Origin of the sequence: Acinetobacter sp. A1-4-2 (assembly GCF_040233925.1) — a bacterium.
In the GTDB taxonomy this organism is placed as follows: Bacteria; Pseudomonadota; Gammaproteobacteria; order Pseudomonadales; family Moraxellaceae; genus Acinetobacter.
In genome coordinates, this window is the sequence record NZ_CP157981.1 from 2,844,609 (window position 1) to 2,869,119 (window position 24,511).

At 43.9% G+C, this 24,511-nt stretch carries 18 protein-coding genes, 2 tRNA genes and 3 rRNA genes; 12 read left to right on the top strand and 11 right to left on the bottom strand.

Annotated elements, in window-relative coordinates:
• The first annotated feature begins 10 nt into the window (after positions 1 to 10).
• From mdtD to ABJ384_RS13745, 6 genes are all read left to right on the top strand, one after another.
• Positions 11 to 1,402, top strand: coding sequence for a multidrug transporter subunit MdtD (gene mdtD / locus ABJ384_RS13720; protein ID WP_349927985.1), 1,392 nt, complete (start codon positions 11 to 13; stop codon positions 1,400 to 1,402).
• A gap of 80 nt (positions 1,403 to 1,482) precedes the next feature.
• On the top strand, positions 1,483 to 2,268 hold the full coding sequence (locus ABJ384_RS13725) for a GH25 family lysozyme (protein WP_349927986.1): 786 nt from the start codon (positions 1,483 to 1,485) through the stop codon (positions 2,266 to 2,268).
• 61 nt (positions 2,269 to 2,329) lie between these two features.
• Positions 2,330 to 2,500 (top strand): hypothetical protein, encoded by a 171-nt coding sequence (locus ABJ384_RS13730; RefSeq protein ID WP_349927988.1) that lies wholly within the window; start codon positions 2,330 to 2,332, stop codon positions 2,498 to 2,500.
• Positions 2,501 to 2,504: 4 nt separating this feature from the next.
• Positions 2,505 to 2,699, top strand: a complete 195-nt coding sequence (locus tag ABJ384_RS13735) for a hypothetical protein (RefSeq protein WP_349927991.1) — start codon at positions 2,505 to 2,507, stop codon at positions 2,697 to 2,699.
• A gap of 47 nt (positions 2,700 to 2,746) precedes the next feature.
• Positions 2,747 to 3,802: a DNA polymerase IV gene (gene dinB / locus ABJ384_RS13740; protein ID WP_349927994.1), complete on the top strand. Its 1,056-nt coding sequence runs from the start codon at positions 2,747 to 2,749 to the stop codon at positions 3,800 to 3,802.
• Between the two features lie 509 nt (positions 3,803 to 4,311).
• A complete protein-coding gene (locus ABJ384_RS13745; RefSeq protein WP_349927996.1) occupies positions 4,312 to 4,671 on the top strand; it encodes a RidA family protein in 360 nt (119 codons plus the stop codon).
• A 43-nt stretch (positions 4,672 to 4,714) separates the two neighbouring features.
• On the opposite strand, the gene ABJ384_RS13750 is transcribed toward ABJ384_RS13745, so the two are convergent.
• The 10 genes from ABJ384_RS13750 to def form a co-directional block, all read right to left on the bottom strand.
• On the bottom strand, positions 4,715 to 5,260 hold the full coding sequence (locus tag ABJ384_RS13750; RefSeq protein WP_166169649.1) for a DUF2726 domain-containing protein: 546 nt from the start codon (positions 5,258 to 5,260) through the stop codon (positions 4,715 to 4,717).
• Between the two features lie 350 nt (positions 5,261 to 5,610).
• Positions 5,611 to 8,019: a YgiQ family radical SAM protein gene (locus tag ABJ384_RS13755; protein ID WP_180176829.1), complete on the bottom strand. Its 2,409-nt coding sequence runs from the start codon at positions 8,017 to 8,019 to the stop codon at positions 5,611 to 5,613.
• 350 nt (positions 8,020 to 8,369) lie between these two features.
• Positions 8,370 to 8,484 (bottom strand): 5S ribosomal RNA (rrf, locus tag ABJ384_RS13760).
• Positions 8,485 to 8,661: 177 nt separating this feature from the next.
• Positions 8,662 to 11,554 (bottom strand): 23S ribosomal RNA (locus ABJ384_RS13765).
• Positions 11,555 to 11,953: 399 nt separating this feature from the next.
• Positions 11,954 to 12,029 (bottom strand) — tRNA-Ala (locus tag ABJ384_RS13770).
• Between the two features lie 48 nt (positions 12,030 to 12,077).
• Positions 12,078 to 12,154 (bottom strand) — tRNA-Ile (locus tag ABJ384_RS13775).
• 61 nt (positions 12,155 to 12,215) lie between these two features.
• Positions 12,216 to 13,753, bottom strand: a 16S ribosomal RNA gene (locus ABJ384_RS13780).
• Together the 16S, 23S and 5S rRNA genes with 2 tRNA genes alongside form the textbook arrangement of a ribosomal RNA operon.
• Before the next feature lie 585 nt (positions 13,754 to 14,338).
• Complete coding sequence (locus ABJ384_RS13785) at positions 14,339 to 16,351, bottom strand: TonB-dependent copper receptor (RefSeq protein WP_349927998.1); 2,013 nt, start codon at positions 16,349 to 16,351, stop codon at positions 14,339 to 14,341.
• A gap of 70 nt (positions 16,352 to 16,421) precedes the next feature.
• Positions 16,422 to 16,844 (bottom strand): DUF2946 family protein, encoded by a 423-nt coding sequence (locus tag ABJ384_RS13790; RefSeq protein WP_349928000.1) that lies wholly within the window; start codon positions 16,842 to 16,844, stop codon positions 16,422 to 16,424.
• A 93-nt stretch (positions 16,845 to 16,937) separates the two neighbouring features.
• Positions 16,938 to 17,468 carry a peptide deformylase gene (gene def, locus ABJ384_RS13795; protein WP_086196623.1) on the bottom strand — a complete coding sequence of 177 codons (531 nt, stop codon included), beginning with the start codon at positions 17,466 to 17,468 and terminating at the stop codon, positions 16,938 to 16,940.
• Positions 17,469 to 17,587: 119 nt separating this feature from the next.
• On the opposite strand from def, the gene ABJ384_RS13800 reads away from it, so the two are divergent.
• The 3 genes from ABJ384_RS13800 to ABJ384_RS13810 all read left to right on the top strand — a co-directional run bounded on the left by ABJ384_RS13800 (position 17,588) and on the right by ABJ384_RS13810 (position 20,594).
• Positions 17,588 to 18,742 carry a LysM peptidoglycan-binding domain-containing protein gene (locus tag ABJ384_RS13800; RefSeq protein ID WP_349928002.1) on the top strand — a complete coding sequence of 385 codons (1,155 nt, stop codon included), beginning with the start codon at positions 17,588 to 17,590 and terminating at the stop codon, positions 18,740 to 18,742.
• A 94-nt stretch (positions 18,743 to 18,836) separates the two neighbouring features.
• Positions 18,837 to 19,982 carry a DNA-processing protein DprA gene (gene dprA, locus ABJ384_RS13805; RefSeq protein WP_349928004.1) on the top strand — a complete coding sequence of 382 codons (1,146 nt, stop codon included), beginning with the start codon at positions 18,837 to 18,839 and terminating at the stop codon, positions 19,980 to 19,982.
• Between the two features lie 42 nt (positions 19,983 to 20,024).
• On the top strand, positions 20,025 to 20,594 hold the full coding sequence (locus tag ABJ384_RS13810; protein WP_349928006.1) for a Sua5/YciO/YrdC/YwlC family protein: 570 nt from the start codon (positions 20,025 to 20,027) through the stop codon (positions 20,592 to 20,594).
• A 418-nt stretch (positions 20,595 to 21,012) separates the two neighbouring features.
• Here ABJ384_RS13810 and ABJ384_RS13815 read toward each other — a convergent pair whose 3' ends face one another.
• Positions 21,013 to 21,927 carry a DMT family transporter gene (locus ABJ384_RS13815; RefSeq protein ID WP_349928008.1) on the bottom strand — a complete coding sequence of 305 codons (915 nt, stop codon included), beginning with the start codon at positions 21,925 to 21,927 and terminating at the stop codon, positions 21,013 to 21,015.
• A 183-nt stretch (positions 21,928 to 22,110) separates the two neighbouring features.
• On the opposite strand from ABJ384_RS13815, the gene ABJ384_RS13820 reads away from it, so the two are divergent.
• From ABJ384_RS13820 to ABJ384_RS13830, 3 genes are all read left to right on the top strand, one after another.
• Positions 22,111 to 22,863, top strand: a complete 753-nt coding sequence (locus ABJ384_RS13820; protein WP_349928010.1) for a helix-turn-helix transcriptional regulator — start codon at positions 22,111 to 22,113, stop codon at positions 22,861 to 22,863.
• Between the two features lie 195 nt (positions 22,864 to 23,058).
• Positions 23,059 to 23,601 (top strand): hypothetical protein, encoded by a 543-nt coding sequence (locus ABJ384_RS13825; protein ID WP_349928012.1) that lies wholly within the window; start codon positions 23,059 to 23,061, stop codon positions 23,599 to 23,601.
• 151 nt (positions 23,602 to 23,752) lie between these two features.
• On the top strand, positions 23,753 to 24,298 hold the full coding sequence (locus ABJ384_RS13830) for a glutathione peroxidase (protein WP_349928014.1): 546 nt from the start codon (positions 23,753 to 23,755) through the stop codon (positions 24,296 to 24,298).
• Positions 24,299 to 24,511 lie beyond the last annotated feature (213 nt).

Sequence of the window (24,511 nt, forward strand, 5' to 3'; positions counted from 1 at the left end):
TAATATTGTTATGAACGCCACTCCTTCGCATCAAGCCCTACAACCTGAATTCCGCCTGTTAGTGTTGTTGGTATCGATCGGTTTTTTTATGCAAGGTTTGGATACCACCATTGTCAATACTGCAATTCCAGCCATGGCAGCCAATCTGGCTGAAGATCCGCTACAAATGCATAGCGTGGTGGTGGCCTATGTGCTTTCGGTCGCAGCCTGTATTCCTTTAAGCGGATGGCTGGCCGACCGTTTTGGTGTGCGCAATACCTACTTTGCGGCCATTATTATTTTTACCTTGGCATCACTGGGCTGCGGACTGTCCAGCAGTTTAAACCAGCTGCTCTTTTATCGGGTCATTCAGGGCATTGGCGGTGCATTGTTACTTCCTGTGGGTCGGCTGGCGATGCTCAAGGTCATTCCGCGCAGCCAGTTTTTATCTGCCATGAGCTTGATGAGTTTAGCTGGTCTGATGGGTCCCTTGATTGGTCCGACATTGGGCGGATGGATGGTCGAAGTGACAACATGGCACTGGATTTTTTTAATTAATATTCCGATGGGGCTGTTAGGCGTTCTGATTACCTTGAAGGCCATGCCAAACATCACTGAACCCACTGTCAAATCTTTTGATTTTTCAGGTTTTATCTTGCTGGTCATCGCCATGGTGGGACTTTCACTGGGCATTGAAAATTTTGCCAGCCCCCATCAATCGCTATGGTGGAGTATGGGTCTGGTACTTGCGGGTGTATTGGCAGCGATTATCTATGCCGTTCATGCCCATAAACATCACAATGCGCTGTTCCGCAGTACATTATTTAGCAATAAAATTTATGCTATAGGCATTATCGGTAATTTTTTTGCCCGCTTAGGCGGCAACGCGATACCTTTTTTAATTCCGCTGATGTTGCAGGTTGCCTTTGGCTTTGAGCCATTTATTACCGGTCTGTTGATGATTCCGACCGTACTGGGTTCTCTAGCTTCCAAGCCGATTATTCGCCAGATTATTCAACGCTTTGGTTATCGTAAGGTATTACTGGTCAATACCTTGCTGGTGGGTGCCTGTATCGCCAGTTTTGCCCTCAGCACGGCGGATACCCCAACCTGGTTAAGAGCCTTACATTTCTTTGTTTTCGGCATACTAAATTCTTTGCAGTTTGTCTCCATGAATACCCTGACCCTGAAGGATTTACCTCAGCAAGATGCCAGTAGTGGCAACAGTTTTTTGTCAATGATCATGATGGTGTCCATGAGTATTGGTGTAGCTTTGGCAGGAACCTTGGTCAACCTGTTTACCGCCTATTTCGGTAGCGAGCAGATCGTGACAGCTTTCCATACCACCTTGATTTTCCTCGGCTGTATTAACCTGATTACCGCAGCCATTTTCTGGAAAATTCCACGCCACACCCCGATATAATCAGACACTATCACAAACAACGTAGTCTGAATGTCTAGATCGCGCTATCATGTGTTTGATAAATCACGCCTAAATTATCTATGTCTAATAAACGATTCGCCAAAAACAGTCATAAAAAACTCTACGCTTCTTGCATAGGCTTGGGACTGATTTGCACTGCAATCGTACTGTATGTTTTTGTATTTCATCATAATCCTGCTTCGGCACAGGAATATCCGGTCAAAGGTTTTGATGTGTCGCATCATCAGGGCGACATTCAATGGCAACAGATTTCACCCAAAACCTATCGATTTGTTTATCTGAAAGCTACTGAAGGTGGTGATTTTAAAGATCGGAAATTTCAGGATTACTGGCTGCAAGCCCGTGAACATGGTTTCACTGTGGGTGCCTATCATTTTTATCGTTTATGCAGGGATGGCGAAATTCAGGCGCAAAATTTTATTGAAACCGTACCCAATAAAGCCGACTCATTGCCGCCAGTAATTGATCTGGAATATGACAGCAACTGCATCAATACCTATACCAAGGAACAACTGCTAAAAGAAATTCAGGTCATGCATGACCAGCTGTATCAACATTATGGCAAGCAACCGATTTTCTATATTTCCAAAGCTTTCTATAACATTATTTTAGCGGGAGAGTTTGCAAAAACACCGCTCTGGGTCCGTGAATATCACAGCAAACCCGATTTAAAAGGCAAGCCAAAATGGCTGTTCTGGCAGCATACCAATCAGGGTACCATCAAGGGCATTAACAAAACCGTCGACTTAAATGTGTTTAATGGTGATGAGGATGACTGGACACGATTTTTAGAACGCAATGGAATCTATCCTCTTAACAAAGTTGAAAATTTACCGAAAAAATAACAAGATAACTCCACTTCTCTAACCATAATAAAAAATCAAACTGCATAAAAACGAGAAATTTATGGCAAATCAAAAAGGATTTTGGCTGGCATTCGGCATCAGCATACTTATTCTGGTGGCTGCCGTGGTTCTACTACTGCAACCTTCAGGTCAAGTGTCTGATTTTCAAAAATGGCAATATCAGTCATCTGCAAAACTATCTCGATCAAACCCTGAGAAGCTTAAAGCCTAAAGTCGTGGTGCCAATTCACTGGGATAACTTTTTCCAGCCGATTGACCAGCCTTTGGAATTTTTACCATATTTGGCAGATCACACCGAGCAAAGCCTCAAAATTCTGATTCAAGCAGCAGAACAACAACACACCCGGCCGGTTTTACTTAGTCAATCTGTGTCGTATCCACTTGATCCTACTCTACAATCTGATCCATGAAGATGAGATACTGAAGCCCAGCGCATACAGGCAGAGTTTGGGACTGCATGAGAAAAATCATTCACATCGATATGGATGCCTTTTTTGCATCTGTGGAACTCAAAGACCGACCGGAGTTAAAGCATTTGCCGGTGGTCGTGTCTTCCCATCATCCAAGGGCCGTGATTTGTGCAGCGTCCTACCCTGCGCGCGAGTTTGGATTGCGCTCTGCCATGTCGATGGTACAAGGCCGAAAGCTTTGTCCACACGTAGTGGTGATTGAACCCAATTTTGAAAAATACCGTGCCATCTCCGCCCAGATTCATCAGGTGTTCCAGCGTTACACGCCGCTGATTGAACCCTTATCTTTAGATGAAGCTTATCTGGATGTCACAGAAAATCTGCAGAATATTCCAAGTGCTACTGAAGTAGCTATGCGAATACGGGAAGATATTTTCAAAGTTACAGGTTTAACCGCCTCTGCCGGGGTAGCACCAAATAAATTTTTAGCCAAAATTGCTTCAGACTGGAACAAACCGGATGGCATTTGTGTCATTAAGCCCTCACAGGTGCAGCATTTTATTCAAGGTTTACCGCTAAAAAAAATTCCCGGTGTGGGAAAAGTGATGCAAGAAAAGCTCAAGTTGCTGCAATTGCAAACGCTGGGAGATTTACAAAAAATTGAGCAAAATGTGCTGGTTCAGCATTTTGGCAAATATGGCAAACGACTTTTTCTCTATGCCCAGGGTATTGATGAACGGCCTGTACAAGTTGAACGTGAACGCCAGCAAATTTCCAAGGAAACCACCTTTGATGATGACCTGACCTTAATACAATGCCAGAATGCTTGGCCTCGACTGATTGATCAGGTCTGGAACAGTCTAGAGCGCAAACAACTCTGCGCGCGCGGGGTTTCAGCCAAACTCAAGTTAAAGAATTTTCAGGTCTTGCAACATAGCAAAAGTTTCAAACAGCCTTTGCAAAATCGGCAACAACTGGAACAGGTACTGCAACAGCTACTCATTGAAATGCATATTCCGCAACATTTTCAGTTTCGACTCATTGGTGTTGGACTGTACCAGCTTTCGGAACAACAGGGTCAGTCACAGCTTTCTCTCTGGTAGAGTTTGCATATTTTTCAACCAAAAGAACGTGATTAGACCAATTGACTACACACAAGTACGATTTTTGCGGTACTCTATGGGCGCGATACATTTATCCATGTAGACGCCGAGATGCTAAAAATCACCTTTACTTTTAGCATACTGTCCTGTGATTGGCGTGACGATCAAATCCGAATATTACAGGGCAACTCTGTTAAACCGCATGGTCCCTCGCTCGCATTTCTGCTACATATCTCTCTATAAATTCCTAAAAACAGCATATCTCCTACTGCACTGAAGCATTTTATACAAGCTACTCTCGATCACTCCCCGATTTGCTACGGTATCTTCTGCTGGTCCCTGTTATTTTAAAAATCTTTTTTGTGACAGTTTTAGCTTAACAATCACTGCTCGATAAGTGATTTACGCTCACAGCTCATGGCATTATGATGTTGCCATCTACCTGGCTGCAGGCTGTATGACCAAAATATAGCTCGCAGCAATTATGCCGAAAATAAAGGACTTATATTATGACAGTACAACGTCTGCATGTTGAAAAGCGCTTTTCTGAAATTGCTATTTCAGGCAACCTGGTACATCTGGCTGGTCAATTGGCTGCTGATACCACGCTGGATATTAAAGGTCAGACACGGCAAACTCTGGAAATTATTGATCGCTTGCTGGCGGATGCAGCTACAGACAAGAGCCAGATTATGTCTGTGACCATTTATTTAAAAGATATTGAAAATGACTATGCGGCGATGAATGAGGTCTGGGATGCGTGGGTCGCTGATATTGAAGCCCTGCCCCGCACCTGTGTCGAGGCAAAACTATATGCCCCTGACGTTCTGGTAGAAATGACTGTCACTGCTGTTCGTGCATCGAATTAAAAGCCAAAAAATAAGCATGAACAGTCTTCATGCTTATAGTGATTTAACCTAACAGGCGGATTTTCTTTCGGCCCAAATCTGGATAAAAATCATACTTTTTTATTGAAACTTCTGTTAACTCATCTAGCTGAAAATCAGTAGGGTTTTCAATTAAAAAATCTTGTCTTAACTGAAAATATTCCGGTACATCTTCATAGCGAATCACCCGATACCCGGCCATCGCCAACAGCGCATCCTGATACTGGGCATTTTGCGGATGGCGTAAGGCCATAGGATCATCCAATGCAATAATCGCAAGCACCTGATGATGTTCATCCAGAATCACAAAATCTGCCACCATATTGCGATATTTATGGCGGGTACGGCTGTATTTGGTCGTCAACAAGGCATCAAATGAAACATGAGCCAACACAGTACTGCGCGGCAATATTTCTTTAAGGCGTGTAAATGTGATCTGTTCACTAATATTAAAAATAGCTCTTTGTTTTAAAGCACTATCTTGCTGTTTAGCACTACCTTCCAGACTTTTCCAAGCCTTCAACAGAATGCCAAACAGAAGTAAACTTCCGACCAAAATATAAATTATCATCCTCTTAATCCTTTAATTTTTTATAGTCTTTCCGGTGTCACACCGATGCTTGTTATCAACCTCAGTATACAACGCTTATTTTTATTAAATATTTCAAGCAAACGAACTGCATTTAATCATGACGAAAACATTATAAATGCTGACAAAAAGTTGCACTGATTTTATTTTTTACATCTATGCCTAGGATTCATCCATTATCTGACACCAAATTACTGTAGCTCAAGGCACAGTAGGGATGCAAGACTACTTTTGAATATTGTCCTACAATTCCGATGAGCTGTTTTCATTAGAGGGCTATTTAATTGAATGATAAAAAAAGAACGCCTGAGCGTCCTTTTTTTATTTTTAAATCAAGCTTTTGACTTAGGCTTAGATTTAATCTTGGATTTAGAACCCGCAAATGGACGTTTCTCCCCAGTTTCACGTGGTGGTAAACCAGTATGTTGAGTCAGGATCTGGCCTTTTTTAGGACGATTATTGCCATTTGTATTGGCAACATTACGTGATTGATTACGTGCAGTATTTTCACCTGTGCGTTTTGCAGAATCTCCCGCCAAGGTCGAGTTTTTCTTGCGTGCCGACTGATATTGCCCTTCTGTGCCTTGCGGTTGATAGCTCGGAATCAGATGTTGTTTCGAATTACCAATCAAGTCTGAGCGGCCCATTTCTTTCAAAGCTTCACGTAACATTGGCCAGTTATTTGGATCATGATAACGCAAGAAAGCCTTGTGCAAGCGGCGACGTTTCTCACCTTTCACAATATCCACATTTTCAGTATAACGCGCCACTTTTGCCAGCGGATTTTTACCCGTGTAATACATAGTGGTTGCTGTAGCCATTGGCGATGGATAGAAAGTTTGTACCTGATCGGCACGAAAACCATTCTTTTTCAACCAAATCGCCAGGTTCATCATATCGTAATCGGTGGTCCCCGGATGCGCCGCGATAAAGTAAGGAATCAGATACTGTTCTTTGCCGGCTTCCTTACTAAAGCGATCAAACATCTGTTTGAAACGGTCGTAAGTGCCAATCCCCGGTTTCATCATCTTGGATAATGGACCTTTTTCGGTATGTTCAGGCGCAATTTTGAGATAACCACCCACGTGATGAGTGACCAATTCTTTCACATATTCAGGGTTTAATACCGCCAGATCATAACGTAACCCTGAACCGATCAGAATTTTCTTGATGCCTTTAAGTGCACGTGCTTTACGGTATAACTGCGTCAATGGCGCATGGTCGGTATGTAGGTTTTGACACACACCCGGGAATACGCACGATGGCTTACGACAGTTTTTTTCAATTTCAGGGTCTTTACAGTGCAAACGGTACATATTAGCCGTTGGGCCACCTAAGTCCGAGATAATGCCGGTAAAGCCTGGTGCGGTATCACGAATCTTCTCCACTTCACGCAGAATTGAGTCTTCCGAACGGTTCTGGATAATACGACCTTCATGTTCCGTGATGGAACAGAAAGTACAACCGCCGAAGCAACCACGCATGATGTTGACCGAAAATTTGATCATGTCAAAAGCAGGGAAACGTGCATTACCATATGCAGGATGTGGCAGACGTGCATAAGGCAGATCAAACACATAATCCATTTCTTCTGTGGTTAATGGAATAGGTGGTGCATTCAACCACACATCACGTTCACCATGCTTTTGTACTAAGGCACGCGCATTCCCCGGATTGGTTTCCAGATGCAAGATACGGTTGGCATGTGCGTATAAAACGGGGTCATTGACCACTTCTTCAAAAGCAGGCAAACGAATGACCGCCAGTTCTCGTGGAGGTAATTTGTGTTTAATCGCTTTGGAGGCAGGTTGTAACTGTACAATTTGCGTATCGGCATCCAGATTGTCACCTTCACGGACAATCGGATTGGCGACCGCTTCTTTTTGGAAACCTTGATACTGGCTTAAACTATTGCCTTTATCTTTTTCAATTTCACAACCATCCAGATCTTCCGTCATCACATAAGGATTGATGATGGGATCTACACGACCGATGGTGTCCACATCATTCGATGCAATTTCAACGAATTTAGCTTTAGAAGCACGGTTATGTTTATTGACAATAAATGCCGTACCACGGACATCCGTGATGTCAGTAATTTTTTCACCTTTAGCCAAACGGTGCATCACTTCGACAATCGAGCGTTCGCCATTACCGTACATCAGAAGATCAGCTTTAGAATCCATCAATACCGAACGACGGACTTTATCTGACCAATAGTCATAATGAGCAATACGACGTAGAGAAGCTTCAATACCCCCTAACAATACTGGCACATCAGGATAGGCTTCACGTACACGCTGGCAATATACGGTTGCCGCGCGGTCAGGACGTTTATTCGGCACATTGTCTGGAGAATAGGCATCATCTGAACGGATTTTACGGTCAGCGGTGTAGCGGTTGATCATGGAATCCATATTACCCGCAGTCACACCCCAAGCAATATTCGGCTTACCCAATACTCGGAATGCATCCACGCTGGTCCAGTCCGGCTGGGCAATAATCCCGACACGGAAACCTTGAGCTTCTAAAGTACGGCCAATAATGCCCGAACAGAAAGAGGGATGATCTATATACGCATCACCGCAGACTAAAATAAAGTCGCAACTATCCCAACCGAGTTGATCCATCTCCTCGCGTGACATCGGCAAAAATGGCGCAGGTTCAAAACAGGACGCCCAATATTTGTCGTAATCAAACAACGCTTTTGGCGCAGTCTGCATGGTATAAGCAGTAGACATGGCTAGCAATTCTCGGCTGGCAGATGATGGAAGATCTGAAAATTAGATCAAAGATGAAAGCCGAGTATTTTAGCATGAATTAGACTCAGCTTGCTTGATTATAATTTATACAAAACCAGTAATTTAATTTATTTTCCCCAAATAATCACCTCAGTTAAAAAAGCTTCTCCTGTAAGTGATCACTTATATAATTATAGTTAAACACACGGACAAAGCAGCGAATCAAGCAAACTTTTGAACAAATAAAAAGCGCAATTTAAGATCCGATACATTCTTAATCATTCTTCATTTTAATAAGAATTCCCTGCATAAAAAAAGCCCCTGCACTTGGCAGGGGCTTTTGAATAATGAGCTGGCGATGACTTACTCTCACATGGGTAATCCCACACTACCATCAGCGCTAAGAGGTTTCACTTCTGAGTTCGGGAAGGGATCAGGTGGTTCACTCTTGCTATGGTCGCCAGCACAACTGTTTATGACTTTGCGTTTGGTCTTATTTAGATGCCAATGCTTGGTCAAATAGAATTCATTAACAGGTATATCTGAGCTGTCGTATTTTGTTCTTTAGCGTTCACTAAATCAAGCTGTTTTGCTGAATATCGAATTAATTGATGCTTTATACAACAACTGTTTGGGTGTTGTATAGTCAAGCCTCACGAGCAATTAGTATTGGTCAGCTTCACATATCACTATGCTTCCACATCCAACCTATCAACGTCGTAGTCTTCAACGGCTCTTTAGGAGACATAAAGTCTCGGGGAAATCTTATCTTGAGGTAGGCTTCCCGCTTAGATGCTTTCAGCGGTTATCCCTTCCGAACATAGCTACCCGGCGATGCGACTGGCGTCACAACCGGTACACCAGAGGTTCGTCCACTCTGGTCCTCTCGTACTAGGAGCAGATCCTCTCAAATTTCCAACGCCCACGGTAGATAGGGACCGAACTGTCTCACGACGTTCTAAACCCAGCTCGCGTACCTCTTTAAATGGCGAACAGCCATACCCTTGGGACCTGCTTCAGCCCCAGGATGAGATGAGCCGACATCGAGGTGCCAAACACCGCCGTCGATATGAACTCTTGGGCGGTATCAGCCTGTTATCCCCAGAGTACCTTTTATCCGTTGAGCGATGGCCCTTCCATACAGAACCACCGGATCACTAAGACCTACTTTCGTACCTGCTCGACTTGTGGGTCTCGCAGTTAAGCGCGCTTTTGCCTTTATACTCTACGCGTGATTTCCGACCACGCTGAGCGCACCTTCGTACTCCTCCGTTACTCTTTAGGAGGAGACCGCCCCAGTCAAACTACCCACCAGACATGGTCCTCGTCCCGGATAACGGGACAGAGTTAGAACCTCAATATTACCAGGGTGGTATTTCAAGATTGGCTCCACTAGGACTAGCGTCCCAGCTTCAAAGCCTCCCACCTATCCTACACAAGTAAGATCAAAGTTCAATGTCAAGCTGCAGTAAAGGTTCACGGGGTCTTTCCGTCTAGCCGCGGGTACACCGCATCTTCACGGCGATTTCGATTTCACTGAGCCTCTGCTGGAGACAGCGCCCCCATCATTATGCCATTCGTGCAGGTCGGAACTTACCCGACAAGGAATTTCGCTACCTTAGGACCGTTATAGTTACGGCCGCCGTTTACTGGGGCTTCGATCAAGAGCTTCGCTTACGCTAACCCCATCAATTAACCTTCCAGCACCGGGCAGGCATCACACCCTATACGTCCACTTTCGTGTTTGCAGAGTGCTATGTTTTTAATAAACAGTTGCAGGGGCCTGGTTTCTGTGGCTGCTCTCAGCTCAGGAAGCAAGTTCCATCACCAAAAGCAGCGTACCTTCTCCCGAAGTTACGGTACCATTTTGCCTAGTTCCTTCAGCAGAGTTCTCTCAAGCGCTTTGGTCTACTCGACCTGACCACCTGTGTCGGTTTCGGGTACGATTCCAGTGTAACTGAAGCTTAGAGACTTTTCCTGGAAGTATGGTATCAGCCACTTCACTGTACAAGTACAGCTTGCTATCAGATCTCAGCATAGAGCACCCCGGATTTGCCTAAGATGCATGCCTACTTCCTTCCACCTGGACAACCAACGCCAGGCTGACTTAACCTTCTCCGTCCTCTCATCGCATTACACTGAAGTATTGGAATATTAACCAATTTCCCATCGACTACGCCTTTCGGCCTCGCCTTAGGGGTCGACTCACCCAGCCCCGATTAACGTTGGACTGGAACCCTTGGTCTTTCAGCGAGCGGGTTTTTCACCCGCTTTGTCGTTACTCACGTCAGCATTCGCACTTCTGATACCTCCAGCAGACTTCTCAATCCACCTTCATCGGCTTACAGAACGCTCCCCTACCACGTATACAAAGTATACATCCGCAGCTTCGGCACATAGTTTTAGCCCCGTTACATCTTCCGCGCAGGCCGACTCGACTAGTGAGCTATTACGCTTTCTTTAAAGGGTGGCTGCTTCTAAGCCAACCTCCTAGCTGTCTATGCCTTCCCACATCGTTTCCCACTTAACTATGATTTTGGGGCCTTAGCTGGCGGTCTGGATTGTTTTCCTCTTGACTACGGACGTTAGCACCCGCAGTCTGTCTCCCGGATAGTACTCATTGGTATTCGGAGTTTGCATCGGTTTGGTAAGTCGGGATGACCCCCTAGCCGAAACAGTGCTCTACCCCCAATGGTATTCGTCCGAGGCGCTACCTAAATAGCTTTCGGGGAGAACCAGCTATCACCGAGTTTGATTAGCCTTTCACCCCTATCCACAAGTCATCCCCTGGCTTTTCAACGACAGTGGGTTCGGTCCTCCAGTCAGTGTTACCTAACCTTCAACCTGCTCATGGATAGATCACCCGGTTTCGGGTCTATACCCAGCAACTAAACGCCCTATTAAGACTCGATTTCTCTACGGCTCCCCTATTCGGTTAACCTCGCTACTGAATATAAGTCGCTGACCCATTATACAAAAGGTACGCAGTCACCGAACAAGTCGGCTCCCACTGCTTGTATGCATGCGGTTTCAGGATCTATTTCACTCCCCTCACAGGGGTTCTTTTCGCCTTTCCCTCACGGTACTGGTTCACTATCGGTCAGTCAGGAGTATTTAGCCTTGGAGGATGGTCCCCCCATATTCAGACAAGGTTTCACGTGCCTCGCCCTACTCGACATCATCATATAAGCCCTTTCGTGTACAGGACTATCACCTACTATGGTTGCACTTCCCAGAGCATTCCACTAAAGCTTATATGACTTAATGGGCTTTTCCCCGTTCGCTCGCCGCTACTGAGGGAATCTCAATTGATTTCTTTTCCTAAGGGTACTGAGATGTTTCACTTCCCCTCGTTCGCCTCGTAACACTATGTATTCATGTTACGATACCTACCTTATGGTAAGTGGGTTTCCCCATTCAGAAATCTCCGGATCACAGGATATTTGCCGCCTCCCCGGAGCTTATCGCAGGCTATTACGTCTTTCATCGCCTCTGACTGCCAAGGCATCCACCACATGCACTTAATTACTTGACTATACAACCCCAAACAGTCGTTCATCCCTACAAGTAGGATGAGCAACAGATTATGATGATCTCTCATCACTCTCTTACAGTTGGCGTTTGTGCACTTAAACACTGTACAGCTTCAATTAGATTCATATACCAAAACGCTTGATTCAGTTTAATCGCTAGTAACTCATTTCTTAATCTTCATCAATCAGTCATAAATGACTGCTAATGTCGATTTCAAAACGAGTATGAACAATTTATTTCAACTCAAATATATTCTGTTAATGATTTTTCTCGTCTTCGTCAGATCGAGAAACTGTGATAAATCACAGAGGTTAATAACAATGCCGCGCATTATACGCCGCTTTCTTACTAAGCTCTATAAGCTATCTAACCGTTTGCTTATTATGCATCCGAAGATACATGGTGGAGACTAGGAGAGTCGAACTCCTGACCTCCTGCGTGCAAAGCAGGCGCTCTACCAACTAAGCTAAGTCCCCAGCTTATCAATAAGTCAATGTTTCTGATTTTCCGTACTTCGTCAGTAGTGGTGGGTCTGACAAGACTTGAACTTGTGACCCCACGCTTATCAAGCGTGTGCTCTAACCAACTGAGCTACAGACCCTCAGATACATCGTCATGAAGAACAACTTGTTGTGGATTCTTACCGATCGTCAATCTTTCGTTAAGGAGGTGATCCAGCCGCAGGTTCCCCTACGGCTACCTTGTTACGACTTCACCCCAGTCATCGGCCACACCGTGGTAAGCGTCCTCCTTACGGTTAGACTACCTACTTCTGGTGCAACAAACTCCCATGGTGTGACGGGCGGTGTGTACAAGGCCCGGGAACGTATTCACCGCGGCATTCTGATCCGCGATTACTAGCGATTCCGACTTCATGGAGTCGAGTTGCAGACTCCAATCCGGACTACGATCGGCTTTTTGAGATTAGCATCCTATCGCTAGGTAGCAACCCTTTGTACCGACCATTGTAGCACGTGTGTAGCCCTGGTCGTAAGGGCCATGATGACTTGACGTCGTCCCCGCCTTCCTCCAGTTTGTCACTGGCAGTATCCTTAAAGTTCCCGGCTTAACCCGCTGGCAAATAAGGAAAAGGGTTGCGCTCGTTGCGGGACTTAACCCAACATCTCACGACACGAGCTGACGACAGCCATGCAGCACCTGTATGTAAGTTCCCGAAGGCACCAATCCATCTCTGGAAAGTTCTTACTATGTCAAGACCAGGTAAGGTTCTTCGCGTTGCATCGAATTAAACCACATGCTCCACCGCTTGTGCGGGCCCCCGTCAATTCATTTGAGTTTTAGTCTTGCGACCGTACTCCCCAGGCGGTCTACTTATCGCGTTAGCTGCGCCACTAAAGCCTCAAAGGCCCCAACGGCTAGTAGACATCGTTTACGGCATGGACTACCAGGGTATCTAATCCTGTTTGCTCCCCATGCTTTCGTACCTCAGCGTCAGTATTAGGCCAGATGGCTGCCTTCGCCATCGGTATTCCTCCAGATCTCTACGCATTTCACCGCTACACCTGGAATTCTACCATCCTCTCCCATACTCTAGCTTCCCAGTATCGAATGCAATTCCTAAGTTAAGCTCAGGGATTTCACATCCGACTTAAAAAGCCGCCTACGCACGCTTTACGCCCAGTAAATCCGATTAACGCTCGCACCCTCTGTATTACCGCGGCTGCTGGCACAGAGTTAGCCGGTGCTTATTCTGCGAGTAACGTCCACTATCCCTAGGTATTAACTAGAGTAGCCTCCTCCTCGCTTAAAGTGCTTTACAACCAAAAGGCCTTCTTCACACACGCGGCATGGCTGGATCAGGGTTCCCCCCATTGTCCAATATTCCCCACTGCTGCCTCCCGTAGGAGTCTGGGCCGTGTCTCAGTCCCAGTGTGGCGGATCATCCTCTCAGACCCGCTACAGATCGTCGCCTTGGTAGGCCTTTACCCCACCAACTAGCTAATCCGACTTAGGCTCATCTATTAGCGCAAGGTCCGAAGATCCCCTGCTTTCCCCCGTAGGGCGTATGCGGTATTAGCATTCCTTTCGAAATGTTGTCCCCCACTAATAGGCAGATTCCTAAGCATTACTCACCCGTCCGCCGCTAGGTTGTATAGCAAGCTATACTTCCCCGCTCGACTTGCATGTGTTAAGCCTGCCGCCAGCGTTCAATCTGAGCCATGATCAAACTCTTCAGTTTAAAATCAGTAGTAGCTTAAAGGCTACCAATCTTGGCTCATCAATTTTCTGACAAATATTTCTCAAATAAACTTCGAGTAATTTCTACCATTCAATCAATGAAAATAATTTCGATCAATCAACCAGTAAAAATCCACACAAGTTGTTCTTCATAATCTCTTAATGATCTTCTTACTGGTTCGTCACCAGCAAGCTAGGTCGGCTATATTACACTAGATATTCTCAGTGTCAATCAGTAATTCAAATTATTTTAAACTTTCTTTCCAAAACCTAACTCAATCAATTTTAACTAAGTTGCTGTTTTATCAGAAGTTTTAATCTTCATCACCGCCGATGGATGTGCATTCTACAGCATTTTAATGCGCTTGCAACTCCTTTTTTAAAGCAGTTGAATCGGGTGTCTATTTTATAAACCATCAAATAAATAAGTATATGTTTTATATGATTAAATTATTTAAATAAAAATATTCATTATTTTATTTAGAAATATCACCTTAATCTAAGCTAATGAAAAATATAAATTTTATAAAATAAAAACCAAAAAAGCAGGAGAATACTCCTGCTTTTTGCCTAATTTAAAGACAAATTAGAACTTCATACTCACCCGTGCCCAATAGTTACGTCCAATATTGTTAAACTGTTCATCACTATCAAAACCAAAGCCAGCACTGCCAGCTTTATTTAGATGCTCGGTATAGGTTTTATCAAGCACGTTATCAATACCGACTGACAAATCAACACCATCTCGTAAATGATAAGTTCCATTTAGGGATAAAGTGGCAAAACCTGCGCTTTTCTTAAAGTCCTTACCGACAATATTGCCTTGATTCTGGCTGATACGGCTTTGATCATCCACTATTCTCCATAATGCACCCAGAGTATAGTTGTCTTGAATATAACGTAAGTTGATACGTGCCTCTAAAGGTGCAATCTGTGGTAACGGTGTATTGTCTGTGGTATTTTCACCCCACGCATACATCGCACTCACATCCGCCTGAATTGCATCGGTAAACTGATAACCAATACCCGCTTCTGCACCAGCAATGGTTGCATCCACATTACGTGAATCTGCTGCATTGGCCATCATACTGGTCATCTTGGTTGGATCATAAGTCATCAAGATAAAATCATTGATTAGCCCAGCATAAGCTGAAGCCCAAGTATTTAATGCACCATGCTGATGCTGATAACCTAAGTCCAATTGTAAGGTTTTTTCAGTGTCCAAGCGTTTGAAGGTATGCATCGTACCTTCATAATCAGTTCTAAAAAGTTCCCAATAATCCGGCATGCGTTCAACATAGCCAATACCAAGATAGCTTTTGGCATTATGATCTGGATGCTGGCTTTCTAAGCGTAAAAAGGCACTTGGTATGGTCTCAGTCCGCTTCACCCCTTTTGCCAGTTTTTCCACACTAACATCATCAACGCGTGCACCACCGACCAACTTATGTTGTTCAGTCATCTGATAACTTAATTCACCAAATGCCCCATAGGAATTAAACTTCATATCTGTCTTCACGGGCATATTCATCATGGCAGAGCTCATCCCACCGGCATGATGGTTTTGCTGTGAATCCACACCTGATACGAGTTGAAACTTGTCCCATTCACTGGTCATTGCAAGACGGGTATTCAGCGTACGGCGCGTCACATTCATGGATTTATCAGCCGCAGGAACGTCTCGTAAGCTATAGTTATCCATGACATGATCGTTAAAGTTATAATTGATTTGCCCTTCAACTTTTTTAATCACATCATTGATATTCTTTTTCTCAAATCGCAAGCCTAGACTTTCCCGGGCAAATTTAGAGCCATCCATATCACGGCCTGCATACACCACTTCACCATCGGCTTTTCCCCCGCTCAGTTCGATCCATGTATTTTCGTCCGGTGTCCAACCCAATGCGACATCGGCATTCCAGCGTTCCCAATCCGATGGAACAGTGGTGCCATCACCATCTTTATAACTATCCGACACAGAACGATTGGTATTCAGGCGGATATATTTTTTTTCATCGCCGATTGCCGTTTCCACATTCTGATCCAGACGACCATAAGAACCGAGCAGCACACTGGCCTGACCACGATAATTTTTTTCAGCCGTTAATTCTGTTTCCGGACCACGCTCAAAAATAACCGTCGCAGCCGAACCGGTATTGGCATATTGCACCGTCTGCGGTCCTTTAATCACCGAGATCTGGTCATAGCTTTCCGGGGAAATATACGACGTCGGTGAATCCATACGACTTGGGCATGCCCCGAGGTTTTCCGTACCATCGGTCAAAATTTTAATCCGTGAACCAAACATACCACGGAAGGTGACATCCCCATTGGTTCCGGCACCGCTATTGACTGAACTAAAACCGACAATACTTTGCAGATAATCTGCACCATCTGTCGCCGGAATCGGCTGGATCGGCTGTTTGGGATCGGCATGCACAATCAAACCATTGGCATCATTGCCCTGATGAGCAGTTACCACAATCGGCGCTAAGGTTTGAACAGTAGTCGTTTGTTGCTCCGCAAATACAGCCGCTGAATAACCGGCAACACAAATTGCAGCCGCAAGAGGCTGTAAAAAGAATTTTGGCTGAGCCATTTTATTTCTCACTTAAATCATAAATATAACTGTGCCTAAGTCAGTGAAGACCCGGCGTATAAAACATGGTTTAAGCGAATGTTGGCGGGGCTCGCCCTTGAGGAAGAAGAAATAGTCGCTGTAAAACAAACCAGACATGACTAAAAGTCTTCTGGAATGCCAATAAGCGTACTTGAATACGGTCTAAAACTTCTTTGACCTCCAGTTCAGGAGGCAAAACCAGATTGCCGTAGACAGTACAATACTGACATTGATGATCGGCATCATGATGGCCATGTTCTACAGGCTGCTGTTGATGATCTTGATGCAGCTGATGATGTGCATGTGTGGATGCGGGAATGTACGGTGAAGCAGGTTTTTGCAATAATGCACGCGTAATGGTTTCACAGACCGGAGCAATCTGATATTGCTTCGGCAGCAAAGGCTGTAAAAACACAGCAATCTGTAAAAATACGGCTATACAAGATAGCAGTAGACCACTACGAAAAAGCACAGGCAAATCCTAAAATTTGTCGGCGGCCAGTATAACAAAGCCCAATTTAAATTGGGCTTTTTTTTAAACTATTTAATCCGGAAGTTGTATGGATTAGCGTTTCACCGCGACTTTTTCTTTTTGGCGCTGACGCACTACTTTTTCCACTTTTTCACGTGCACGTTGACGTTTTAAAGGCGATAAATAATCGACAAATAATTTACCATTTAAGTGATCCATTTCATGTTGAATACAAACAGCGAGAAGTTCATCCGCTTCCAGCTCAAATGATTGACCCTCAAGGTTAATTGCCTCGATTTTTACACGTGACGGACGCTCAACTTTATCGTATATTTGGGGCACTGACAGACAGCCTTCTTCATAAGGCTGAGTTTCTTCAGTTAATGGCGTAACTTTGGGGTTAATAAAGACCATGGGTTGATCTTTATTTTCAGATAAATCCATGACAATCAGCTGAATATGACGATCCACCTGTGTAGCAGCCAAACCGATACCTGGGGCTTCATACATGGTTTCAAGCATATCGGCTACGAGCTGACGAATTTCATCAGTAACTTCTTCGACTGGTTTAGCAATGGTACGCAGACGGGGATCCGGGAAACTTAAAATAGGTAATAAGGCCATACGGTGTCCTCACTTATGCCATTGATCAAAAAACAAAATGAAGGAATGCTTCATCAAAAAAATGTGTGTAATATCGTTATTATAACGCAACTACATACATAATTTTAGGAATTATGATAATGAAAAAGGTTTTGAAGGGCATGCCAACTTTTAGTGCCTTGGGGTTTAAAAAACAATTGTTGGCACTTACCGTATGTGTAAGTGTTGGGGCTGGCATGGTCAGCATTGCTGAAGCAGCACCTGCCCGTAATATCAATCCACCTGCATTAAAAGCCGGAGCACCACAAGTTTATGTGGTGAAAAAAGGCGATACTTTATGGGATATTTCCAAAAGATTTTTGAAGAATCCAGTACGTTGGCCTGAAATCTGGGCCAGCAATAAGCATGTGAAAAACCCACACTGGATTTTCCCGGGCGACCGCCTGCTCATGTGTACCTATAACGGCAAACCAATTATTGGTAAAGATGAAGGTGATGGCTGTGAAGGGATTATCCGTCGTTATACCGGTGGCACCAAGTTACAACCTCAGGTTCGGGTAGAATCATTAAACAATGCCATTCCAGTCATTCCGCTGGAACACATCAAGCAGTGGTTAGAACGCAGCACCATTGTTCCACCTGAATCCATCACAGGTACGCCATACATTTTAGGCACGGCGGACCAACGTGTTCTAGCTGCCAAAGGTCAAACCGTTTATGCGCGCGGTAATGGTCTGGAAGTGGGTCAACGCTATGCCGTTTACCGTGAAGGTGAACCGTATATGTTTACCGATGCAAAAGGCAAAAAATATAATGCCGGTCTTGAATTGATTCAGGTGGCATCTGGCATTGCCATCCGTGGTGAAAATGACATTACTACGCTTGAACTGACAGATACCTATAATTCAGAAGTTCGTCGTGGTGACCGCGTACTGCCTGAATACGATCCAATGCTTCCAACCTTGTTCTACCCAACCAATGCTGAAGATGTGGTTGCCGGTGGCCAAGTGGTTCGCGTGATGGGATCAATTGGCACTGCTGCGAAACACAGTGTAGTGACGATTGACCGTGGTAGTTTGCAAGGCGTTCAAGCTGGACAGGTATTGACGGTGAGCCAGAAAGGCGAAGTCGTGACTGACCCGAAAACCAAAGAGCGTATTCAACTCCCTGGACAGCGCATTGGTAACATCATGGTATTCAAGAGCTTTGATAACCTGAGTTATGCCTATGTACTGGATAGCGAATTGCCAATTAAAGTCGGTGCTGGCATCCAGCCACCACTAATGGATGAATAATCCTTCAATCAAAATAAAATAAGGCTGAGATTCAGCCTTATTTTTTAAATAATAATTTAAACAATAAAAAGAAGACATCTTTAAAGGTCTCATTATGCTCAGTTCATTAAATTCCTTGCAGCTGGATTACATTCGCGTATGGTTTCTGGTACAGCACTCTCTGCCCAGCTTTTATAAAATCCAGGAATACTATACCCATCTGGCCGAAGCAACGCAGCCTGACCAAATTGAAACATGGCAAAAACTTGGCATTCACAAAAATCATATTCAGCGGCTGCGAGATTTTCACCTTCCTGAATCACAGCGGCAATTTCAACATTGTATTGATCTGATTCAAAAACAGAGTGATTTTGTACTGTTGCAGGATGATGCACACTACCCGCAGCAACTGCTGCCCTATGCCGATAGGCCGCCGATCCTGTTTGGTCAGGGCAATGCCCAAGCCCTGTTACAAGCACAAATTGCCATTGTCGGTAGCCGTAAACCCAGCAATCACGGACGCCAGGTGACCTATGACTTTGCTTATTATCTCAGTGAAAAAGGCTTTTATATCAGCAGTGGCTTGGCACAAGGCATTGATGAAGCCGCCCATCAGGGTGCTTTGCAGTACAATCGCACCATTGCCGTGATGGGTACAGGCTTGGACCTGACCTATCCCAGTCAAAATCAGCCGTTGCGACAGCAGATTCTTGCTCAGGCCTGTACGGTAATCACCGAGTTCTTACCCGGAACCCCTCCTTTACAGCAGCATTTTCCGCGGCGCAACCGCATTGTCAGTGCCTTAAGCCTCGGCGTGATTGTGGCAGAAGCTGCACTGAAAAGTGGTTCTTTAATCACGGCGAAATGGGCAGCGGAACAAGGCAAATTGATCTTTGCCATTCCAGGACATATTTATAGCGAGCATCATCAAGGCTGCCATCAACTGATTCGTGAAGGTGCCATTTTAGTCGATCATCCTGAACAGGTGATTGAAGATCTGGCCCTGCCGACACAATGGCATACTCAACAGCACAGCGAACAGGCCAGCAAACTTGCCCCTTTGGATGCCCAGCCCGAACTGCCAGCGCATTTAAGCGTTTTGTACAATCAGCTGGACTGGGTCGGGCAACTTCTGGATGAGCTGGTCATTCAACTGCAGTTAGACATTGCCACCCTGACCAGCCAATTGATGGAACTGGAATTACTTGGCTTGTGCACCCAACAAGCTGGCATGTATCTACGTTGTCGTCCAGGCAAATAAGGTTCACAATAGCGCTTTAATCAATTTGAAGAGAAAGGTCTGATGATTAGCACCTCTGTTGCCGAAGCTGCTCAATGTTTAAAACAGGGACATGTTTTAGCATATCCCACAGAGGCAGTTTGGGGCTTAGGCTGTGATCCTTTTAACGAACCAGCGTTCCTGGAAATTCTACGTTTAAAGCAACGCCCCATTGAAAAAGGGGTAATTCTCCTGGCAGCACAAATTGCACAGGTAGAACATCTGTTAAAACCGCTGACTGCGGAAATGCGCCAACAGGTCATTGATTCATGGAGTCATCGCTCTCCGACTGAGCGTGCAACCACCTGGCTGTTACCTGCAGGCAACCATATTCCGGCATGGATTAAAGGCAACCATCCCAAAGTAGCGGTGCGGGTCACTACCCACCCCTTATGTGTCGCACTGTGCAATGCCTTTAACGGTTTTATTGTCTCGACCAGTGCCAATCCTGCAGGAGAAAACCCTGCCCGCTCCCTCCAGGAAGCCAGCCAATATTTTTCCAGCCAAGTAGATTATTTAAATGGCGATTTAGGTTTAAGCAAAGAACCTAGCCGTATTGTGGATGCTGAAACAGGTGAAGTGATCCGCGCTTAATGCGGATCATTTTGATATAATACGGACTGAATACTATTTTCAGGCAAAAAAAAGCTCAACCATATAGGGATGGTTGAGCATAAAAAGGATGTGCATAAATCACATCCAGAGGGTATGTAAATCTGGTTGCGAAGGTTTAAAGATTGTTAAGAATAACTTAAACATTCACGATATAAATATTATGTAATAATTAATTTCTTTATACAAATATATTATTTATCTTAAAAGACAGCTAAAAACTATCAAATATTTATCACTTTTTATTAATAATTTAAATTATCTCACTATTTTTTAATTATCTTTTAGCTAAATATCCATTTTAAATACTTTTTTAAAACTACGACTCAGACTTTATTTCCATAAAAATTAATGATAAAACCAGTTTATTTGTCTGTTTTTTAATCTGTTGTTTTTACGTTTATGCATTTAATTTTGCTGTTGTTACTACCCGATCTTTCTTTTGGGCCAATAAAATACCCAATAAAATGACCAGACCACCCATGCTGTGATACACGGTCCATGCTTCACCTAACCACAGATTGGCAATAATGGCCGTACAGACCGGCATTAAATTCATAAAAATACTGGTGCGATTCGGTCCAATCATCTGTACCGCCAACATCCAGACCAATGGTGCAATCAAAGATGGGAAAATACCGGCATACAGCACACTGCTTACATTGTGTTGATCAATTGCATCCAGCCCCAAGTATAAAACGAAGGGCAAATGGTAAAGCAAGGCAAAAATAATCTGAACATAAAGACTGATCAGCAAGGGAATCTGCAGTTGCCATTTTTTCAGGAAAACGCCATAAAACGCATAAAAAAATACCGCCAGTACCATCATGATATCGCCTGGATGTCCACCAGATTGCAGCAGATGGGTAAAATTTCCCTGAGCCATGACATAAAGCAAACCGGTAAAAGACAGCATGCTGCCTACAACGGCAAAACGGTTAGGCATATCCTTCAGCATGAGCATGGACACAAAAATGGTAAATACTGGAATAAAGGCATTGATAATGCCCATGTTAGTCGCAGTGGTATAATGCGCTGCGCTATAGCCCAACCCTTGATACAACACCATACCAAAAGCACCAAGAACGGCGAGCTGCTTCCAGTGTGTCAAAACCAGCTGATGTTCACGCCAGACCTTGCACAGCATAAACGGGGTTAAGACGATAAAAGCTACCAGCCAGCGATAGAAACTGATGCTAACCGGAGAAATATAATCTGCCACATAACGGGTTACGGTAATGTTCATCGACCAGATTAAAACTGCAAGTAATGGCAAAACAAATGCCCACCAGACTGTTTTGTGTTGCTGTGTCATGCCCTGTACCCTGCTTGAATGTTCAGTTTTTATTTTTACTGAAGTCTGAAATAATTAGAATATCGAATTTCAGACATTAATACTGCGCTCAGGACACTGAAGCATTGGGTTGTGATGATTGAAATGACACCCAAGATCTTTCAGGCATGAAAGTACGCATACATAAAAATCAAGGACATTCACATGCTCCAGCAGATTCAAAATTATATAGAAGTGGATGATTTCTTTTATCAGAAAGATGAAATTATTGCGCCACACAGTTCATTATGGGGTGATTTCAACTTTAGTTTGAATGGTATTCTGGAATATGAAATTGAAGGAGAAATTTATCTGTCGCCACCCAATTATGGTCTCTGGCTCCCTCCACAAACAGCACATACCTCTATCGCACTAGATGAACAAATCACCCACTATATCTGTATTCGAGTACATCCTTGCTTATGTCAGCATTTTGCACCTTGCACCAAAACCTTAAGTATTCGCCCCTTTCTTCGGCATTTGGTGCATGAAATCTTAGAGCAAAAACAGCAGGCTATAACCACACTACATTATCAGCATTTATTACTGGTACTGATGGATCAACTAAAAACTGCAGCGGCATATGATCACTATTTACCGCAAACCAACCATGTTTTGCTTAAGCCGCTATTACAGCAATTGGCCAATCCACAGCTATTTCACAAGAGTTTGCAGCAACTTCTCAGCGGCTCGCCTATGAGCGAACGACATTTACTGCGCTTGAGCCAGCAAGAATTACAATTGAGCTTATCGGAATGGCGCAATCGGGCCAAAATTTTATATGCAATCGCTCAAATTCGCCAAGGCAAGACAGTGAAAAAATTGGCCTATGAGCTGGGTTATCAGCACAGTTCCAGCTTTATTGAGTTTTTTAAACGCTATACCGAACAAACACCTGCACAACTACGTGATACTTAATACTTACATGAACTTAAATAACTGCTTTGCAATTTGCAGCAGCTTAACAACAAAAATGCCCTAGTCACTGGTTAAAGTCCTATGCCATTTTGATGACAGCACTCTATTAAATAGAGCCTCACGATTTTTTTAACATTTTTATGTTTATTTTAATATTTAGATCTGGTGTTTTCATTGGATCTATAAGGATGCGATATGAAAACACCCTTACTGGCTTCACTCTGTGTTGCCGCTCTGGCATTAACGGCATGTGAGAAAAAACCCAATGAAGCACCCGCATCGTCAGCAACCACAACATCTTCCCCTGCAAGTACACAACCTGCAACCGCAGCGCTGAGTACAAACAATGTCAAAGATATTAAAAATGATTTAATTGAAATCCAGACCCTCTCCCAAAATCGCTCCAAAGAGGCTTTAGACTTGCAAAATAAAGCCAATCAGGCTGCGCAAAAAAATGATAAAGCCGCACTAAATACGATCATTGCAGAAATGAAAACCTATATTGCGAACTTTAACCAGGATCTGGATGCTTTAGCCCTGAAAAGTACCGAGCTAGACAAAGTACGTGGCAAAATTAAAGAATCCAATAATCTGGGTATCGAACTTTCTGAAGAAAGTATTGCCGAAAAACCGGATATGAAAAAAATTGCTGAACTGCGAGACCGGGCAACGCAATTGCAAAAAGAACTGGTCGCCGACATGCAGGCTCTGGAAAACAAAGTCAAAACCGCACAATAATGTATTGCATGATAAAAACAGGTCGATTGGCCTGTTTTTATTTACCCTGCATGAAAGATTTCTATCCATATCTCAATAAAGACTTGTCGATCGACCCAATAAGCTTTAAAACAAAGCAGTCATTCAAATTCAAATATTCAAGGACTTTCTCATGAGCCAATCTGTTTATGATATTCCGGTCAAGACCATTGCCGGACAGGACATCACCTTAAATCAATATGCAGGCAAAGTGTTGCTATTGGTGAATGTCGCCTCTAAATGCGGTTTAACCTCGCAATATGAAGGCTTAGAAAAACTGTATAAAGAAAAGAAAGACCAAGGACTGGAAATTTTAGGTTTTCCTGCCAATAATTTCCTGGCTCAAGAACCGGGTTCTGATGCAGAAATCCAGGAATTTTGTTCTTTGAATTATCAGGTGGATTTTCCGCTATTTTCTAAAATTTCCGTAGCAGGTGAAGATAAGCATCCACTTTATCAAACCCTGACTCAGGCCATTCCTGAACGTATTGGCGAAGGACCTTGGTGGAAAGATCTGGTCGATTATGGCCTGACTCCAAATGAGCCACCTGAAGTATTATGGAACTTTGAAAAATTCCTGATCAATAAAAAAGGGGAAGTGGTTGCCCGCTTTGCCCCGGACATCACAGCCGATGATCCGCGTATTGTCGATGCGATTAATGCAGAACTTGCCAAATAAAAGCATGCTCTAAACTGGCCGGCTCAGCTTGTTTAATTCAGGCTGAAGTCGGCTTTATTTTTCTCTAATCATTTTAACTTTCAAAAAACTGTCCAAATATGATGTCTGTTAAACATGACCCAAAACTGAACGAACATTAGGCTATTTCTATCAGCAGTTTTTATAATCACACAAGTGAAACAACCTGTTCCATGAATAAGATGCCGATCAAAA

Coding starts and splice junctions, on each gene's coding strand:
- ABJ384_RS13815 (WP_349928008.1), bottom strand. CDS start 21,927: ATGACACAGCAACACAAAACAGTCTGGTGGGCATTTGTTTTGCCATTA.
- ABJ384_RS13750 (WP_166169649.1), bottom strand. CDS start 5,260: ATGATAATTTATATTTTGGTCGGAAGTTTACTTCTGTTTGGCATTCTG.
- def (WP_086196623.1), bottom strand. CDS start 17,468: ATGGCCTTATTACCTATTTTAAGTTTCCCGGATCCCCGTCTGCGTACC.
- ABJ384_RS13785 (WP_349927998.1), bottom strand. CDS start 16,351: ATGGCTCAGCCAAAATTCTTTTTACAGCCTCTTGCGGCTGCAATTTGT.
- ABJ384_RS13800 (WP_349928002.1), top strand. CDS start 17,588: ATGAAAAAGGTTTTGAAGGGCATGCCAACTTTTAGTGCCTTGGGGTTT.
- ABJ384_RS13745 (WP_349927996.1), top strand. CDS start 4,312: ATGACAGTACAACGTCTGCATGTTGAAAAGCGCTTTTCTGAAATTGCT.
- ABJ384_RS13820 (WP_349928010.1), top strand. CDS start 22,111: ATGCTCCAGCAGATTCAAAATTATATAGAAGTGGATGATTTCTTTTAT.
- dprA (WP_349928004.1), top strand. CDS start 18,837: ATGCTCAGTTCATTAAATTCCTTGCAGCTGGATTACATTCGCGTATGG.
- ABJ384_RS13825 (WP_349928012.1), top strand. CDS start 23,059: ATGAAAACACCCTTACTGGCTTCACTCTGTGTTGCCGCTCTGGCATTA.
- dinB (WP_349927994.1), top strand. CDS start 2,747: ATGAGAAAAATCATTCACATCGATATGGATGCCTTTTTTGCATCTGTG.
- mdtD (WP_349927985.1), top strand. CDS start 11: ATGAACGCCACTCCTTCGCATCAAGCCCTACAACCTGAATTCCGCCTG.
- ABJ384_RS13810 (WP_349928006.1), top strand. CDS start 20,025: ATGATTAGCACCTCTGTTGCCGAAGCTGCTCAATGTTTAAAACAGGGA.
- ABJ384_RS13725 (WP_349927986.1), top strand. CDS start 1,483: ATGTCTAATAAACGATTCGCCAAAAACAGTCATAAAAAACTCTACGCT.
- ABJ384_RS13730 (WP_349927988.1), top strand. CDS start 2,330: ATGGCAAATCAAAAAGGATTTTGGCTGGCATTCGGCATCAGCATACTT.
- ABJ384_RS13755 (WP_180176829.1), bottom strand. CDS start 8,019: ATGTCTACTGCTTATACCATGCAGACTGCGCCAAAAGCGTTGTTTGAT.
- ABJ384_RS13830 (WP_349928014.1), top strand. CDS start 23,753: ATGAGCCAATCTGTTTATGATATTCCGGTCAAGACCATTGCCGGACAG.